Genomic DNA, 16154 nt, shown 5'->3' on the forward strand with positions numbered 1-16154 from the left:
GTCCGCAGCGGATAGCCAATGCCTCCAAGTGCTGTAGCGACCTGATTTAAATCGACACCCTCCGTGATATCCAATTGCGCGGCCCCATTGGCTAGGTTGACCGAGGCATTCGTCACCCCATTCACATCCGCCAAAGTTCTTTCGACCCGCCCCACGCAAGACGCGCATGTCATGCCCTCAATAGCAATCTTGATATGCTGCGCATCCATTGATACCGGCCTTCCATCTCGCGTGGTTTTCTCACACATAGGGGTTCCTGTAGGGGGAAGGTCAAGGTAGCAAAGCCCGGGAGGCTTCTGTTGCCCAATTCTCTTATGACTAGGCCGTGGAATCATTAACGCGTAGCCAATCCCGGATGGCAGCGAGCTTGACGAATGCAAGGAAGTTGGCTGCGTGTTTCTCATATCGCGTAGCGATGCGCCGACAGTGCTTCATCCTGTTGAAGAACCGCTCAACGTGATTTCGATGATGCAAGAGATACGGACTGAAGCAGATCGGATCGCGCCGGTTCCGACGGGGCGGGATGTTCGCCCAGCATCCACGTGAACTCACGAACGTTCTTATCTCGGTCGCGTCCTAAGCCTCGTCGGCGAGAACCATTCCGCCGCTCGGTAGGCCTTCAAGTAGAGCACACGCCATCAGACTGTGATGCTGCTGACCGCCAGTAATCATAACTTGGAGCGGCAGTCCGTTCGCATCGACAACGGCGTGGATTTTGGTCGTCAGCCCTCCACGCGAACGTCCAAAGCCTTCGCTGGCACTATTCGGGATGCAAATTGCGTGCTGATGAGCGCGGCCTATCGTGCTTCAATCATCTGCACCTCGGCATCGTCCCGATGCGATATGGCAGTCAGGATACGGTCCCAAACGCCTGCGTAACGCCAAAGCACGAAGCGATTGTAGCAGGTGGTGTAGGAGCCAGCTCTCGGGTAGATACGCCATGGCGCTCCCGACCTCAAGATCCAGAAAATGCCGTTCAGGACACGCCTGTCATCCACACGCGGGACGCTTCGCGGCATGCAAGGAAGGATTGGCGCTATCAACCGCTATTCGGCGTCGGAGAGGGCATGTCCCTTGTTCAAGACTCCCTTTCGGAGCTTGAATCACGCCGGCATGCCAAACTTCAATGTCTGCTTTGCCCCCAGGCACTGCGGCTTGGTCCGTTAGATCGACCGGTCGCTTCGCGCCCGAAATGCATGATTTCTGCAATGTAGCCAGGTCAACTCATGGAAAGGTTGCTTGAGCCTCCTGCTGGTGGAAGGTTTAGCATCAACCTCTATGATTAATGATTTTAGGGGCACCTATGGAGATCACCGATCAAACGCTGCTGCTTGCATTCGGCCTCGGGTTACTTGGCTTTATCGAACCCTGCACTATCGGCGCACATTTGCTTTTTCTGGGAGGCCAGAGAGTCCGCCCGATGGGTCAGCGGATCAGCGCAGCTTTCATCTTTCTTCTGGCACGGCTCGTCGTGATGGGCGGATTCGGTGGCCTGATCGTCGTGCTGGGCCAACGCCTTATCGAGGTGCAGACCGGTGCGTGGCTAGCTTTCGGCGCAATTTATCTTGGCCTTGGGTTTGCGATACTCACGGGATGGGACAAAATAATGCGCCACCGCATCGGGTTAGCGCCCGAACGATGGAAGATTGCCTCCAACCCGCTGCTTCAGGGACTGGCGTTCGGCCTGAACATTCCCGCCTGCGCAGCACCAATCCTTTTTGGGCTTATCGGCACAGCGACCGTCAGCGGGTCGGCCACGACTGGTTTTCTTATGATGGGGGTCTTTGCGCTAGCGCTGTCGCTCCCACTCCTACCGCTCTCCGTAGTTCCCGGTCTTGCCCGGCCCCTTGATCGGCTTTCGGACTGGTTGCGACCGCGTCGCTGGCTACTGGGCATGATCTTCATAGGGCTAGGTATCTGGTCAATTTGGTTTGGCCTGTTCGTAGAACCTGTGGATTGGAGTGGGACGTGACCCCCCGCCGCCGCTTTTGGCATGTGGCGGGCGCAGGCACTGCATTCCAGGCTGGTTCGGCAGCGGTGGACAGCGCAACAGTGATGTCGGCGCTGGTCTACCAACTGACGGGCAGCGCTGTCGCCGTCGGAGCGGTTTCGACGATCCTGCGACTCGGCTGGCTTCTCCCTCAACTCTTCGTTGGCTATTTCGCCGGTCGTGGTGCTTCCTCCATGCCGTTCTATGTCGTGGGCGCGTTTGGACGAACGGCGGCGATTGCCATGCTCGCAATCGCACTCTGGGTCGGCGCGAAACTCGGCGGGACCTACGCAGCGCTCGGTACAGTGACACTTGTGCTGTGGGTACTGTATGCCTTCCTCAGTGGTATTGTCGGCGTTCCCTACAACGATATTGTTGCCCGGTCCGTTCCGTCGGAACGCCGGAGCCGGATGCTTTCAATCCGCTTCTTCGGTGGAGGGATTGTTGCACTTCTTGTCGCCGCGTTGGCAGACAAACTGTTCAGGACGCTCGACTTCCCGATCTCCTATTCCGCAGTGCTGGGGATCGCGGCGAGCCTGATGTTGGTGTCGTCTTTCATCTTCACTGCGATGGGAGAGCCGGAACAGGCAATGCCTACCAAAGCGGCCACAAGTTTCACGGCCTATCTGCGAGAGGGGGCTGTGACGTTTCGAGACGATCCAGTGTTCCGCCGCTTCGTTTTTGCGCAATGGTGCGGCGGCGCGGTTCTGATTGCCGCTCCATTTTTTATCGTCGCGGCCAACAGGCTTGGGGTAGGTTTGGAAAACGTGGCGCTTTTGCTCGGTGCCCAGACCGTGGGGGCGCTTGCGGGAAATCCGTTATGGGGCTGGTGGGGCGATAGCCGGGGCAAATTGAGCCTTATGCGCGGAATCGCAGTTGCCCGCATGGCTCCGCAAATTGCACTTCTGGTTCTTCTGCTGATACCCGTGCCGCCGGAGGCAGCCATGCCGGTTCTGCTCGTCGTATTCTTCGTTCTCGGCGCATTGGCGAATGGCTTGACGATTGCGGTCATCGGACTGCTGATGGAGATATCGCCGGACGACCGACGCCCTGCCTATAGTGGGTATTTCAACGCGCTGACGGCACCCGCTTTCGTTCTCCCGCTTGTCGGAGGTTTAGCCGTCGCCTCCTTGGGAACATGGATCGTATTCGCGACTGCGCTAGCTGCAGCAATCGGTCAAGCCACGTTTCTTGTGCGCATCGACGTAAGAGAATGAAGGAGATAGACGGGGCTACTCGGCTATCCGGATGAGAAGCGGACATGCGGCCAATGTCTGGAAAGTCCGCAATGCCGACCTACGCGATTGATTGATCGTCTTCGAAGGTTCCGCCGAAAGCGGTCATCTGCGCTCGCCCGTTTATGAGTACACGCCCTATACTATGCTTGGCTTGGTGAACGCTCGCGCCGCCCTGCCTCACCCTGAGCAGCACGACAGCTTCGCTACGTCTTTGTCGAAGGTTTGCGCAGCGAGTTTCAGGCCTTCTACTGTCGTGAGATAGGGGAAGATCGTCTCACCAAGCGCCTTGGTCGTCATCTTCGCCTTCAGCGCCATCGCGAGCGTCTGGATGCTGTCCGCTCCCTCCGGCGCCATGATCACACCTCCCAGCAGGCGGTTGGTCGCCTGGTCCGCAACCAGCTTGATCAGGCCCCGCGTGTCGCGGGCGGCGAGCGCGCGAGGCACGTTGTCGAGCGACAGCTCGCTCGTCATGACGTCATGTCCTGCCGCACGCGCCTGCTCCTCTGTCAACCCGACTCCCGCGACCTGCGGATCGGTGAACACAACCCAGGGCATCGCGGCGTTGTCGTAGCGCTCCGCCCCGCCTAGCACGGCGTTGCGAGACGCGAGCTTGGCGCCGTAAGCGGCCATGTAGACGAACTGGTCGCGATCCGTGACGTCACCCGCAGCGAAGATCCCGGGCTGCGTCGTCTGCATGTCGTCGCCAACCCGGATTGCACCGCGTGCGTCGGTCTCGATGCCTATCTCCGCGAGGCCCAGTTCCTCGGTGTTGGGTACACGTCCCGTCGTCAGAACAAGACAGTCAGCCATCAGATCGAGCTCGGCCCCGTCCACCGTCACGGTCAGGACTGCACGGTCCCCGTTGCGTCGCGCGGTATCGTAGGTCGCGCCGTCAAGAACCGTGACACCCTCGGCGCGCAAAGTCGCCGTGAGCACTTCTGACACTTCCGGCTCGGTGCGCGGCAAGAGGCGCGAGCGGCAGACGATGGTGACGCGGGCGCCCATCCGAGCCATCATCTGTGCGAGTTCGACACCGATATAGCCACCGCCGAGGAAGATCAGGCTGTCGGGCAACTGTTCCAACTTCAGAAGCGATGTGCTGTCAAGCGTGGGGGCGTCTTGGATGCCGGGGATATCGGGCACGGCCGGGCGCCCGCCGGTGGCGACAATTACCCTGGGTGCCGTGAACTTACGACCGGCGACCTCGACTCCGCCGGGGACGAGCCGCGCGTGACCCTCGTCAATGTAAGTCACGTCCTCGTATGCCGGCAGCAGGTCGGCATATTTTTTCTTGCGCAGTGTCGAAACGAGATCGTCCTTGGCGGTGACATGCGCTGCCCAGTCGGCGACATGCGCCTCGCCATGCAGGCCCGGGAACCGATGCGCCGACTGGGCACCATGCAGGGCTTCCGCAGCGCGTATCATTGTTTTCGAGGGCACGCAGCCGACGTTCACGCAAGTGCCGCCGATGGTGCCATGCCCAATCAGAGCGACGCGCTTGCCGCCCTCGGCCGCGGTGATTGCGGCCGAGAAGCCAGCGGAACCAGCGCCGATCACGGCAAGGTCGTATGTGTTCTTCTGTCTGTTGGTTGTGCTGCAGTCGGCCATGTCAGGCTTTTTCCTTAGAGGTTTGCTTTGCTTTGATTTGAGCAACAGGCCGCCGCACGCTGCCGCCAAAGGCCGTAGGCCATCATTGCCAGAAAGACCGCGAGCGTCGGAAACAGCACGTAGTCGATCCAGCCGAGCCAGGCCGACAGACCGACGACGCCGAGTGCTATGACGAGCACCGGCGTGAAGCAGCAAATGGCAGCGATTACCGAGCCTGCGATGCCCGTTTTCAGTATGGTTGCGTCTTTCATCGATCCCTGCCTAACCCTTAACCGAGGCGGGGTAGCCCGCATTGGCCGAAGCTGCGGCAATGGCTTCGATCGTGGTGACCGACGGATCGAATGCAACCGTTGCTGTCTTCGCCGCGTAGTCAATCTTGACCGATCGCACGCCTCTGACCTGTTCCATCGCCTTTTTTACCGTGACCGGGCAGAGTGCGCAGGTCATGTTCTCGACCGCGAAGGTCGTCGACTGAACCGTGGCCACCTGGGCGGCCGCGGACTGCGCTGAAGCGGTAGAGACAGTCGTAAAGCTGAAGCCCCCAAGTCCGCCGAGAGCGAGCACGGCTGCCGCGAGAATGAGGGACCGTTTCATATCGTTTGCTACTTAGTAGAAGAGTGGCGCCCACCAGTTGATTGTCAGAGCCATAAGGACCAGCGCAGTCGCCAGCCAGAGAGCAGTTTTGGTGATGAGGGCGGATTGCGGTTTGGCGCAGCACGATCCATCGACGCAAGCAGGTTTGGCCTTCAAATATACCTGCCGAAAACCAAGCCCGATGAAGATGAGCGTCACCGCTGCAAAGTACGGCTTGTAAGGCTCCAGCGCCGTCAGCGTACTAATCCACGTCCCGGACACGCCCAGCATCAAAAGAGTAAGTGGCGCGATACAGCAGGTCGATGCCAAGATGGCGCCGATGATGCCTCCTGCCGCGAACCATCTTTTCTTGCGGTCCACAGCGTCATCAGACTGAAGTGCCACTGGTTCCGCTCGTATGAGTGCCATCCGTCATCGTCCTCGCTATTGTTCTGATAATAAGGTAAGGTCTGTAGTAACTACAGGCTCAAGAGGTTTTCGACGCAATGACCGATCGCGTTGCTGGGAGAGGATTGAAGCGCGCGGCGCTGGCGCGGCGGACCGGCTGCAACCTGGAGACCATCCGCTACTACGAGAAAATCAACCTCATGCCAGCGCCGCCGCGCACCGCATCGGGCTACCGTGTCTATGATGAGCAGCACGTCGCGCGCTTACGCTTTATCCTGCGCGCCCGCGAACTGGGGTTTACTATTGAGGAAACCCGGGGACTGCTTGGCTTGGTAGATGGAGGAACCCAGACATGCGCGGAGGTGAAGGAGCGCACCGTGCGCCACCTTGCCGATGTGCGAGCGAAAATCGCCGATCTCCAAAGGATCGAGCGGGTGCTCGCAACGACCGCAGCGTCTTGTACTGGCGACGATGTCCCTAAATGTCCGGTATTGGAAGCACTCGCTTCATAATCGTGAGCTACTCGGCTGCGACTGTCACCGTCTCTCGCGGCGCCTTCCGCCTTGGTGCAGTTGTCAGGCCGCCTCTCTTAAAGCGTCCCGGTTATCCTCACGACCTGCCGTACTACTGCGACTACGAAAACGAGATGCTGTCGTACCACGATGATGGCATTTCTAGTCTTGGGCCCAAGCAGCCGCTTAGTAAGTTCGCTTAACGTCCGCTCTTACCCGTTCCGGTCATCCTCGAAAACCATAGAAAATTACAAATCCCGTTGAGCATGGCTTGCCATGCGAATAGGGCAGGGGACAGCCTAAAGCGGCGTGTGGGGGTATAAGAGATTATTCGAGTGGGACCACCACACCTATCCTGCCAACGGAAAGACAAATAAAAGAAGAGAATCGGGAAAAACTTCAATAATCTCCAATAATTTCTGAATATCTCCTACAAATTCAGATTATTTCCAATAACCTACAATAATTTTAACCTTTATAAAGCTGCAACTTCAATAATCTCCAATAATTTGTACATCACAGGGAAAATACTAAAATTCATGTGAAATATTTTTGTAGATTTACAGTTTTAATATTTCACAATGGTCAACCAAATTATGAAAATCATGTTGAAGTTAAAGTAAATTACATATGCCAAACTCTCGGTCTTCTAGAAGCCATCAAGAGACGCTGAACGCATCGACAGATGATCAGTTCACAACCATGCTCCGATGCATCCTGCAGCCGAATTCATCGGCTGAGGTCCTGGTCGCGGAGCTGCACGCTATGTCGAAAAGGTCCAGCAGCGAAAAGACCCATAAAGGGACACGCCGGGCCGTAGAGCGTGGCGGTGTGCCAGGCGGCAAGACGTATGGATATGATATCGTGCGCGGCATTGATGAGCGCGTAGATCCGCTGCGCGGATTGCGCATAATCAATGAAGGCGAAGCCCAAATCGTCCGGTTGATATTCAATCAATTTGAGTCCGGAGTGCGCCCACGCGAGATATGCCGACAATTGAATGAGAAAGGAATACTATCGCCGCGCGGTAAACTCTGGCATCAGACGACACTTTTAGGCACTGCATCCCGACAAAGCGGGATTCTGAGGCAACCGCTCTATGTGGGCCTGATTACGTTTTGCAAACAAGAATATCATCGGCAGAGATCAGGAAAACGCACAGCAATTCCACGCTCGATAGATGAATGGATTCGGGTTGCTGTTCTGTATCTTAGAATCATTGAAATGGAACAGTTTGAACGCGTTCAAGATGTCATTTCGAATGGGGGGTAATTTTTTTATTACAAAAAAAACTAATTAAATCAGATGATTATAAATCATAATTTCCCATAATGTTCATTACGCAACATTTATTTTAAACAATAATAAAATGCAATTCATCCCGCCATCGACAACGATCACCGCCTTTCACTACCCCGCTTTCAGATATTCCTTTGGCTCAGACGTGAAGGAATAGTCAAACGTCCTTCTTCGAAAGCCAAAATTGGGCGCAAAGCGCCCGATTTTTCCTATTAAATCCGCGCCGCGTCCACGACAGCGGGCGCACAAGAATAAGCCGGCCGGGCCTTTGGCCCGGCCGACAAAAGCGCGGAACTTTTCCAGTGTGGTTAGGCTATCGGAGCGACGGGGCCCGGTGTTATCCGGCCCCGTCGCCTGAGCTTTAGCGGGAGTAGAGTCCGCCCTTCCGTAGCGCCAGGAGGCAGGTGTTGACGTTCGTGCCGACCTCTCGAAACGAGCCGGACGGAAAGTCCCAAAAACGCCCTGAGTGTTGCTCTACGATCTCCCGGAACGACTTTGATTTTTTCGTCTCGCGAAACTCGGTTGCGGCACTCATAACCGCGACCAAATGCCCGCCGTCCTTCAGGAGTGAGAAGGCATGGAGAACATGGTCTATATCGCGCTCCCTATCAAAAGGCGGGTTCATTATCACCACATCATAAAGCGCGTCGGCGGCGGGTTGGTAGGCGAGAAAATCGACCGGGAGAACGCGCCGGTAAAGGCCGCTTTCGCTGAGTGCTTTTGCTCGATCTGTGTTCAACTCGACACAATCGACAACCGCCCCAGCCGCAACAGCGAGTTTGGCAAGATTTCCTGTCCCAGCTGATGGCTCAAGAACCAATCGTGGTTCACCATTGACCACCATGTGAGGCGCCCGCTCCATCACCATCCTTCCGACGGCCTCCGGGGTCGGGAACCACCCCATGTTACGTGCCAGTCCCATCTTGGGTGTAAGCCCATCGTCCTTGTCGGCTTCTCGCTCCTCTGGGATGGGATTGCCGTAGAATTCGCCAAGCGCCTTGTTGACCTCCGCCAGCAAATCCTTACGGGTAAAGTAGAGATGCAAGCTGCCCTTTTTCCACGTTCGGATCCGGAAATACTCGGTCTCTAAGACGGTTTGCCGGAGCCCTGTCGAATAGGCTCCGCGTGTGGCATCCGTCACCGCGGCGGCAACAGACAGATGGCGCGGTAAAGGCGGCTTACCCTCCATAAAACAAAAGATTCGTTCAACGTCCATTAGCGTATCGTCATAGTGCCAGCCATGATTCCATCCGCCCCACCCGCTCAGCGCGTTTTCAAGCACAATTCGGTGCTTGAACTTGAAAGTGTCGTTGGAGCGAAAACGGCGATCCAGCGCCGTGAAGGCGTCGGCGATACCTTCTTGAATGGTGTGGTTCAGCCCAGCGAACCGCGCCTGTAATGTGGCAAAGATATTCTCAACGGTCGGCTCGGGCGGATCTGTAATCAACGCCTGCCGCAACTCGTTCTTTTGGCGGCGGTTCATGATCGATTCAAGGTCCGTGTGCTCGATGAGTTTAGCCCAAAGATTGACGGACGTTATGAACTCGACCTTCGCCATATAATCGGCTTCGTCCAGGACCTTGATTGGCTGGATATAGAATTCCTCGTTGTCTCGTGTGTGGCGATTGTAGCTCACCCCATTCTGGGGGCTGATCGAACGCAATAGGCTGTTTGCCTGGGCGAGCGCTTCTTGCGCATCGATAAGGCGGGCATGGGATTCGCGGAAGGCGGCAAGAGCCGCCTCCCTCTTCTCGACGTTCTGGGCGACTGTCTCACGGGGAACTAGCATATTCATGGCCGGGCTCCCTCTTCTTTGAGCGCGGCGAATGTCCGTCCGTAACGCTTTAAAATAGCGTCCTCGTCCAGCTTTTCGACAACATGCACATAGAGCAGAAGATCCCGCACGACGTCTTCGATCGTGAAATTCTGTTTAGGGAAAACGTTCCCGACATAGGCTTCCAACATGTACCGGCCCAAATTCACGTGGTGCAGCGTTTCGTCTGAATATTGTTTCATGATCCGGGCCCTACTCCGCCGCGATCTGCAATGCCGGATCGGCTTGCAAGCCGTCGAGATAATTGACGGCGCGTTGTGCATGGGAAGCAGCACGGAAGATTGCCTGCTTGTCGCCCTTCAGGACCTTCAGCCAGCTTTGAATATAGGCGGCGTGGTCGTCCAGGTGATCCGGGCGTAGCCCCAGCGTGACGCCAAGGAATGCAGAGCCGATTTCTGCAACAAGCTCCTCAATGGCGTAGGCTTCATCGCCCCACTTTTTTCGGCCAAAATTCCGGTCAATCCGTCCCGGTCCTTTCGTCCAGTGGATATGCTCGTGCGCGAGAGTGCCGTAGTATTTTTCGGGGTCGGCGAAGGTCTCGAAAGACGGCATGCGGATGTAATCGGCAGTCCCGCCGTAAGCGTAAAATGCTTTGTTCCCGCCGTGCCTCACTTCGGAACCGGTTGCCGCGAAATAACGTTCGGCGTCGTCCCTCCTCTCGGCGTTCGGTTTGGTTGGTTGAGCCTTGGGGAAGTATTCACCCGGTAGACCCTCGATCTGATCCGCATTGAAAACGGCGTAGGCTTTCGTGAAGCGGCGCTGCCGCGCTTCTTCGTCCTCGCTGTTGTCTGGCTCCTCGTCAGTTTTGACGGTCATTGTCCCGGCATAGAAAACGGTCGTGCCCTTCTCGCCTTTGCGGACCTGGGCGCCAAGCTCCGTTGCCTGTCGGTAGGTCATCCAGTAAGGCGACGTGTAGCCGCTCGCCTGCGCTTCCATCCAAAGGGCAATGATGTTCACGCCCTTGTAGGCTTCGCCGCTTGATCGAAGAGGTTTTTCGGGAATGGCTCCAGCGTCCCACGGCTTTTGCCAAGGGCGGACGCCGGTTTCCAGCGCTGCGACGATCTTGTCTGTTACCGCCTGCATGTGATCTGTTTTTGTCGTCGTCTTGCCCATGTTTAGGCCCCTCTTCTTTTGGTGCAGGGTTGCTGTTCACAACTGCAACCCTGCATCTCCGGCGAGGAGCGAGAGAGGGGTGAAAGGCCGGCACGCCGGGAGGGGAATCACCCGCCCTCTTGGGCGCCGCGCAGCGGCGGGTTGGCAGGGCCTTGGCCCGAAACCTGGGGATACCCGGCAGGACGCGAGGGGACCGAGTCTAGCCTTTGTGGGGAGAGAGCAGCGCTCTCTTCACGCCGAGAGCGAAAGCGGGGAATAAGAACCGTACCGCACCGCCCAAGGGCGGGAAAAAGAACACCGTATTCACCAGTGATAGAATGCTGCGCATTGATCGTCAGGAGCTGAGCAGATTGTCGGATGACCGCTTCCCACCCTGCGGAGCCTGATGGCCCATTTGGCCGGCGGCGACCCAAAGCGGGCAGTCATGTCAAGAAACGGTGTCACCGTCCGCGACTTACCGATCTGTGCATCCGCCAGTCGAAATCCGCATGAATCTGGCGTTCGAGGCAGTCCGGATCTCCTGTGTCGGATCTGTCGGAACGCGGCGCCCGAAGGCCCTCTCATAGCGGTATCCGGCGCGTGGCCGTCGGTCGCGATCAGCCTTCGAAGCTGAGTGCCGGCTTGTGGTCGGCGCGAAACCGCCTCACCCACAACCGCGCCTGGCGCGTCGGTCTGCGAACTTGGCGCGTGAGAGTATCTGTCCACTTGCATTCAGGGTGAGACGAAGACCGCGCTCTTTGTGACGAAAAATGAGGCGCCAGCGTCCTTCGTCGGCGCCATGTCCGACTTCGCAGCGCGAAGTCATGGTGCCGTTTTGCATACATTGCCTGACTTCCTCTTCGGCGAGGCCGAAAGCTTCGCCCAGAACCGATGCAGGAACAACGAACCCGTCTTCGTCACGCTCGATTTCGCTCATGTCGCCTCACTCCTTCGTGCGGGCGCCGGATTGTCACGCCGGCATCGCCTCAAGGGCGATGTCGGCCAGGGTCGACCGGTTCAGATCAGCCAGAAAAGCGGCCTCCGCCGATCGCATGCGGGCCTTCAGGCGGCACCGGCCGTCGAGAACGCAGGCACCTCCATCGGCGCCGAGACATTCTACAAGGGGCTGGTTCTCCTCCAGTGTCCGGATCAGTTCGCCCAGTCGGATGCTGCCCGCGGGCAGGGCCAGGCATGCACCGCCACCTCCGCCTCGGCGCGTCTCGATCAGATCGGCGCGGGCAAGGTGCTGCATGATCTTGGCCAGATGGTTGCGCGAGACGTTGAATTCCGCCGCCAGTTCGGCTGTCGAGAAAGCCTTGTCGGGGGCGCTCGCCATGCGCATCAGCATACGCAGGCCATAGTCAGTGAAAGAGGTGAGACGCATGGTCGCAGCTTCCGCCATCGAATTGGTATTTACGATACCTATTTAGCGGCCGTAGGGTCAATTGCAACCCGAAAGGATGCATGATGCCCATTGCCGCTCCCATCCACGATGCCGCCGAACTGACCCGCTTTATCGAGGCCGAGTACCATCAGCGCCATCGCGTTCAACTGCCCCGGCTCGTCGAGATGGCCGACAGGGTCGAAACGGTCCATGCGGGAAGCGAAGGCCTTCCCGCGGGCTTGTCTGCGATCCTCCGCCGCATGCTCGAGGACATGGACGGGCACATGATGAAGGAGGAAATGATCCTGTTCCCGGCGATGCGCGCAGGTGGCGGGCCGGGAATAGGGGCGCCAATCGCGGTCATGCGCGCCGATCACGACGATCATGGTCGTGAGATCGACGAGATCCGCCTTCTGACGGGCAACCTGTCCGCTCCCGCGGGAGCATGCGGTACGTGGAGGGCCCTCTATGCCGGCCTCGCCGAGTTCGTCGACGATCTGACAGAGCATATGCGGCTCGAGAACGAGGTGCTTTTTCCGCAGTTCGAAGGCAAGTAGGGAGAGAGCGATGGCACTCGCGAGTGTTATGTCGAACGGGCGAGGCGCGACAGACCGCCTGCTGGCCGGCGTGGTTGCACAATTGGCCGCTGACGGGGTCAGGATTGCGGGAGCCCTGCGCGAACGCCGGCCGGAAGAGGCGTCGGATTTCTGCAACAGCGACCTCCTGCTGTTGCCGGAAGGCCCGGTGGTCCGCATTTCCCAGGACCTGGGAGCTGGATCGACCGCCTGCCGGTTGGACGCCGGAGCACTTGAAGACGCGGTCGGACTTGTGAGCGCGCGGGTCGCCGCGGAAAGGGTCGACCTCTTCGTATTGAACAAGTTCGGCCTGAGCGAGGCCGAGGGGCGCGGCTTTCGCACGCTGATCGCAGAGATGCTCGCGCGCGATGTGCCGGTATTGGTCGGATTGTCCGATGCCCACCGCGTCGCATTCGAGCATTTTTCCGACGGACTGGCCGACGCTCTCTCGCCAAATCAGGACGCGGTTCTGGCCTGGTGCCGGGCAATGGTTCGCAGCAATGCCACGGTCACAGAGGAGGCTTGAGTGCTTGATCCGGTAAACGAGGTTCCGACGCCGGCGCTTATCGATCTGATCCAGATGCAGTTCAAGGAAACGCTCCGGCAGGAACTTCCCGAGCTGATTGCGCTGGCCCGGAAGGTCGAGGCCGTCCATGCGGATGACGTAAGCGCCCCGCACGGATTGACGAATGCGCTGACCACGATTGCCGCCGATCTTGAGGATCACATGTACAAGGAGGAGGCGATCGTGTTTTCCGGTCTGCATGCCGGGAAATTTGGAAAATCGGCCCGGTCGCTCGCCGGCTTGCGGCACGATCACGCGGAGCACGAAGTGGCCCTGAACCGGGTCGCGGCTATCACGCACGGGTTTCGCCTGCCTTCTCACGCCTGCGCGTCCTGGCGTCGTCTCTATGCGGGCCTGGGGAAGCTGGCGGGAGATCTCGACGAGCACAGATACCTTGAAGAAGCGGTGCTCTTTCCGCGTTTCGAGTCCGCCGGATGAACAGGCCGGAGACCGGCGTTCTCTCCGCGCCTTCTTGTTCCTCCGGCCGGATCCACGGCCACAGTGACCGGTGACGATGCAGAACTGGAATCCCAGCCATGAGTAACATCGCCGATGCAATGCTCTTCGTCCCGAGGCGGGGGGAAGCTGTCGCGTCGCGGCTCGCCTGCCTGCTCGTGCAGCCACTGCTGGCACGCATCATCGGAAGCATCGCTGGCCGTCATCCGTCTTTGCTTGCCCGGTTGGGGCCACACCAGGCGACAAGCTTCCTGATCGACCCGATCGAACTCCCCTTCATGTTCTATCTCCGGCCGGATCCGCAAGCGCTTGTCCTGCGCGCCTTCCCGCGCGATCGCGCGCCGCGGGCAGGTGCGGTCATCCGGGGGAGGTTCATGCTCCTGCTGGAGATGATCGACTCGGAAGTGGATGGAGACGCCGCCTTCTTCTCGCGTGACCTGGAGGTGTCGGGGGAAACCGAAGCGGTCGTGCAGCTCAGAAACGCGCTCGACGATATCGACGGCTCCATCGCCGAGGAGATTGCCGAAATGTTCGGAGTGCCCGGTCGCGCGGTCCTCACGCAACTCCGGAAGGCCTACCCGAGCGAAGTGAAGGGACATACGGCGTCATGAGCCTTGCTGAACTGATCTGCCCCGCAGGAACGCCCGCCGCATTGCGCACCGCCGTGGATGCGGGAGCAGATGCCGTCTATTGCGGTTTTCAGAACGCGACGAACGCGAGGAATTTCCCGGGACTGAATTTCACTCCGCAGGAGTTGCGCGAGTCCGTCGCCTATGCCCATGCCAGGAACGCGAAAGTGTTGCTGGCGCTGAACACCTATCCGCCGGCCGGAAAGACCGACCTTTGGTGGCAGGCCGCCGATATCGGCGCGGGGCTTGGGGTCGATGCCTTCATCATCGCCGATATGGGGGTGGCGCATTATCTGGCGCAGAATCATCCGGGCATCAGGCTGCACTTGTCGGTTCAGGCCGCCGCGTCCAGCCCCGAGGCGATCCGCTATTACTGTCAGCATTTCGGAGTAAAGCGCGTCGTCCTGCCGCGTATCCTGACGATCCCCGAGATCCGCGAGATCCGGAAGGAAATCCCTTGCGAGATCGAGACGTTCATCTTCGGAAATCACGGTCTCATGGTCGAGGGACGGTGCAGCCTGACCAGCTATCTCACCGGGAAGTCCACCAATATGGACGGGGTCTGTTCGCCCGCCGCCGACGTCGAGTACAAGCGCCACGAGGACGGCTCGATGTCCTCCCAGCTTGGTGGATTCACCATCGACTGTTTCCGCTGCGACGAAAAGGCGGGGTATCCCACGATCTGCAAGGGGCGCTATGCGGCACCTCACCGGCGTGAAGGTTATTATGCCTTCGAGGAGCCGGTCAGCCTCAATCTCTCACGGCTCCTGCCCGAGCTCATCGATGCCGGCGTTCATGCCTTCAAGATCGAGGGGCGGCAGCGGTCGAAGAGTTACGTGCGCGGCGTGGTCTCGGCGTTCCGGCGGGCGGTCGACGATATTCGCGCGGGCCGACCGGCGAACATGGCCGATCTGGTCGCGCTGACGGAAGGCCAGAAACAGACCCACGGAGCCTTCGAGACGAAGAAATGGCGGTGAACGAAATGGCGAAACTGACCCTCGGTCCGATAGCCTATCACTGGTCCGCAGAGGAGCGCCGCGACTTCTATTTCCGGATTGCGGACGAAGCCCCCGTGGACGAGGTCTATCTGGGCGAGGTGATCTGTTCGAAGCGGGCGCCGTTCCACGAGGCCGATTTGCCGACCCTGATCGAACGGCTGGAACAGGCCGGGAAGACAGTGATCCTCTCGACGCTAGCAGAGGTCATGCTGAAGCGCGAGCGCAAGGCGACGGCGGAAATCGCGTCGATGGATACGCCCGAAATAGAAATCAACAATGCCGCGGGGCTCTACGAGCGGGCTGGCCGGCCTCACCGGGTCGGGCCGTTCATGAATGCCTACAACGAGGCGACCATCGCGTGGATGGCCGGGCAGGGGGCGACGCATGTCAGCTTGCCCTGCGAGCTGCCTGCGAGCGCGATCAGGGTTGCCGCGCAGTCCGCGAAAGATCTCGGAATTGGCGCCGAAGTGCAGGTTTTCGGGCGTGCGTCGCTGGCGGTGTCGGCGCGTTGCTATCACGCCCGCGCTCACGGTCGGACCAAGGACAATTGTCAGTTTGTCTGCGAACAGGACCGGGATGGAATGCCGTTGCGCACGACCGATGACCGACCCATCCTGCGCGTGAACGGTATCCAGACCCAGTCCGAGAGCTATGTCGATCTCCTACCCGAGTTGGACCGGCTGGTTGCCGATGGCGTGACCCATTTGCGACTGATGCCGCAAGCGGTGGACATGGTCTCCGTCGCGGCCGTTTTCCATTCCGTGTTGCGCGGAGCGATCGCGGTCGACGAAGCCGAAGCGATGCTGCGAGGGATATGCGGCGAGGTCGCGTTCAGCAACGGTTACTATTACGGGGAGGCGGGGTATCGCCGCGTCGCTTCCGCCGCTTCTTCGTGATCTTGCCGTGAAGCGCGCGCAATAGCCGGAATACGCTCCGGACCGTCGCGCGAATTTAACATGCTCGCAATCCTGCCCACCCTGTCCCTCTGATAAG

The 16154-nt window shown here is 58.9% G+C and carries 19 protein-coding genes and 2 pseudogenes; 10 read left to right on the plus strand and 11 right to left on the minus strand.

Translation table 11 applies throughout. The features are described from left to right. Window positions 1-68: 68 nt before the first annotated feature. Together K328_RS27130 and K328_RS26210 are read right to left on the minus strand one after the other, a co-directional pair. Window positions 69-404 (minus strand): annotated as a pseudogene (locus K328_RS27130) (heavy-metal-associated domain-containing protein); the annotation flags it as partial. Beyond that, window positions 319-1019 (minus strand): annotated as a pseudogene (locus K328_RS26210) (IS5 family transposase). The pseudogenes K328_RS26210 and K328_RS27130, both read right to left, overlap by 86 nt. Before the next feature lie 284 nt (window positions 1020-1303). Between K328_RS26210 and K328_RS0100100 the strand changes: the two are divergent. Both K328_RS0100100 and K328_RS21830 read left to right on the plus strand, forming a co-directional pair. Then, a complete protein-coding gene (locus K328_RS0100100) occupies window positions 1304-1972 on the plus strand; it encodes an urease accessory protein UreH domain-containing protein (protein ID WP_028464236.1) in 669 nt (222 codons plus the stop codon). Then, window positions 1969-3207 carry an MFS transporter gene (locus tag K328_RS21830; RefSeq protein ID WP_036552887.1) on the plus strand — a complete coding sequence of 413 codons (1239 nt, stop codon included), beginning with the start codon at window positions 1969-1971 and terminating at the stop codon, window positions 3205-3207. Before K328_RS0100100 ends, K328_RS21830 begins: the two co-directional genes overlap by 4 nt. A gap of 198 nt (window positions 3208-3405) precedes the next feature. On the opposite strand, the gene merA is transcribed toward K328_RS21830, so the two are convergent. The 4 genes from merA to K328_RS0100125 are packed head-to-tail and all read right to left on the minus strand — an operon-like array spanning window position 3406 to window position 5814. After that, window positions 3406-4836, minus strand: a complete 1431-nt coding sequence (gene merA / locus K328_RS0100110; RefSeq protein ID WP_028464237.1) for a mercury(II) reductase — start codon at window positions 4834-4836, stop codon at window positions 3406-3408. A gap of 14 nt (window positions 4837-4850) precedes the next feature. Next, window positions 4851-5087 carry a mercury resistance system transport protein MerF gene (gene merF, locus K328_RS0100115; protein ID WP_028464238.1) on the minus strand — a complete coding sequence of 79 codons (237 nt, stop codon included), beginning with the start codon at window positions 5085-5087 and terminating at the stop codon, window positions 4851-4853. 10 nt (window positions 5088-5097) lie between these two features. Beyond that, window positions 5098-5430, minus strand: a complete 333-nt coding sequence (locus K328_RS0100120; protein WP_028464239.1) for a heavy-metal-associated domain-containing protein — start codon at window positions 5428-5430, stop codon at window positions 5098-5100. 12 nt (window positions 5431-5442) lie between these two features. Beyond that, entirely contained in the window at window positions 5443-5814 is a 372-nt protein-coding gene (locus K328_RS0100125; protein WP_028464240.1) for a mercuric transporter MerT family protein, read from the minus strand. Window positions 5815-5915: 101 nt separating this feature from the next. Here K328_RS0100125 and K328_RS0100130 point away from each other — a divergent pair, with 101 nt between their 5' ends. Both K328_RS0100130 and K328_RS26215 read left to right on the plus strand, forming a co-directional pair. Further along, on the plus strand, window positions 5916-6329 hold the full coding sequence (locus K328_RS0100130) for a MerR family transcriptional regulator (RefSeq protein WP_028464241.1): 414 nt from the start codon (window positions 5916-5918) through the stop codon (window positions 6327-6329). Between the two features lie 765 nt (window positions 6330-7094). Continuing rightward, a complete protein-coding gene (locus K328_RS26215) occupies window positions 7095-7601 on the plus strand; it encodes a recombinase family protein (RefSeq protein WP_169721150.1) in 507 nt (168 codons plus the stop codon). Between the two features lie 388 nt (window positions 7602-7989). Here the strand turns inward: K328_RS26215 and K328_RS0100140 are convergent, their stop codons facing one another. The 5 genes from K328_RS0100140 to K328_RS0100160 all read right to left on the minus strand — a co-directional run bounded on the left by K328_RS0100140 (window position 7990) and on the right by K328_RS0100160 (window position 11938). Beyond that, the gene (locus K328_RS0100140) at window positions 7990-9423 is read right to left on the minus strand and encodes a DUF4942 domain-containing protein (RefSeq protein WP_028464243.1); all 1434 of its coding nucleotides are present in this window, start codon (window positions 9421-9423) and stop codon (window positions 7990-7992) included. Continuing rightward, on the minus strand, window positions 9420-9644 hold the full coding sequence (locus K328_RS0100145) for a hypothetical protein (RefSeq protein ID WP_028464244.1): 225 nt from the start codon (window positions 9642-9644) through the stop codon (window positions 9420-9422). Before K328_RS0100145 ends, K328_RS0100140 begins: the two co-directional genes overlap by 4 nt. Before the next feature lie 10 nt (window positions 9645-9654). After that, complete coding sequence (locus K328_RS0100150; RefSeq protein ID WP_051284210.1) at window positions 9655-10575, minus strand: ArdC family protein; 921 nt, start codon at window positions 10573-10575, stop codon at window positions 9655-9657. Between the two features lie 643 nt (window positions 10576-11218). After that, window positions 11219-11491: a DUF6522 family protein gene (locus K328_RS0100155; RefSeq protein ID WP_028464246.1), complete on the minus strand. Its 273-nt coding sequence runs from the start codon at window positions 11489-11491 to the stop codon at window positions 11219-11221. A gap of 33 nt (window positions 11492-11524) precedes the next feature. After that, on the minus strand, window positions 11525-11938 hold the full coding sequence (locus K328_RS0100160; protein WP_028464247.1) for an RrF2 family transcriptional regulator: 414 nt from the start codon (window positions 11936-11938) through the stop codon (window positions 11525-11527). Window positions 11939-12018: 80 nt separating this feature from the next. On the opposite strand from K328_RS0100160, the gene K328_RS0100165 reads away from it, so the two are divergent. From K328_RS0100165 to ubiV, 6 genes are all read left to right on the plus strand, one after another. Next, the gene (locus K328_RS0100165) at window positions 12019-12495 is read left to right on the plus strand and encodes a hemerythrin domain-containing protein (protein ID WP_028464248.1); all 477 of its coding nucleotides are present in this window, start codon (window positions 12019-12021) and stop codon (window positions 12493-12495) included. Window positions 12496-12505: 10 nt separating this feature from the next. Next, window positions 12506-13039: a DUF2478 domain-containing protein gene (locus tag K328_RS21835; RefSeq protein ID WP_036552892.1), complete on the plus strand. Its 534-nt coding sequence runs from the start codon at window positions 12506-12508 to the stop codon at window positions 13037-13039. Then, a complete protein-coding gene (locus tag K328_RS21840) occupies window positions 13040-13516 on the plus strand; it encodes a hemerythrin domain-containing protein (RefSeq protein ID WP_051284212.1) in 477 nt (158 codons plus the stop codon). A gap of 98 nt (window positions 13517-13614) precedes the next feature. Next, a complete protein-coding gene (ubiT, locus tag K328_RS0100180) occupies window positions 13615-14145 on the plus strand; it encodes a ubiquinone anaerobic biosynthesis accessory factor UbiT (protein WP_036552896.1) in 531 nt (176 codons plus the stop codon). Further along, window positions 14142-15140: a ubiquinone anaerobic biosynthesis protein UbiU gene (ubiU, locus tag K328_RS0100185; protein ID WP_028464250.1), complete on the plus strand. Its 999-nt coding sequence runs from the start codon at window positions 14142-14144 to the stop codon at window positions 15138-15140. Before ubiT ends, ubiU begins: the two co-directional genes overlap by 4 nt. Next, window positions 15131-16057 (plus strand): ubiquinone anaerobic biosynthesis protein UbiV, encoded by a 927-nt coding sequence (gene ubiV, locus K328_RS0100190; RefSeq protein WP_028464251.1) that lies wholly within the window; start codon window positions 15131-15133, stop codon window positions 16055-16057. Before ubiU ends, ubiV begins: the two co-directional genes overlap by 10 nt. Window positions 16058-16154 lie beyond the last annotated feature (97 nt).

The sequence above is a fragment of the Nisaea denitrificans DSM 18348 genome, assembly GCF_000426505.1.
Taxonomy (GTDB): domain Bacteria; phylum Pseudomonadota; class Alphaproteobacteria; order Thalassobaculales; family Thalassobaculaceae; genus Nisaea; species Nisaea denitrificans.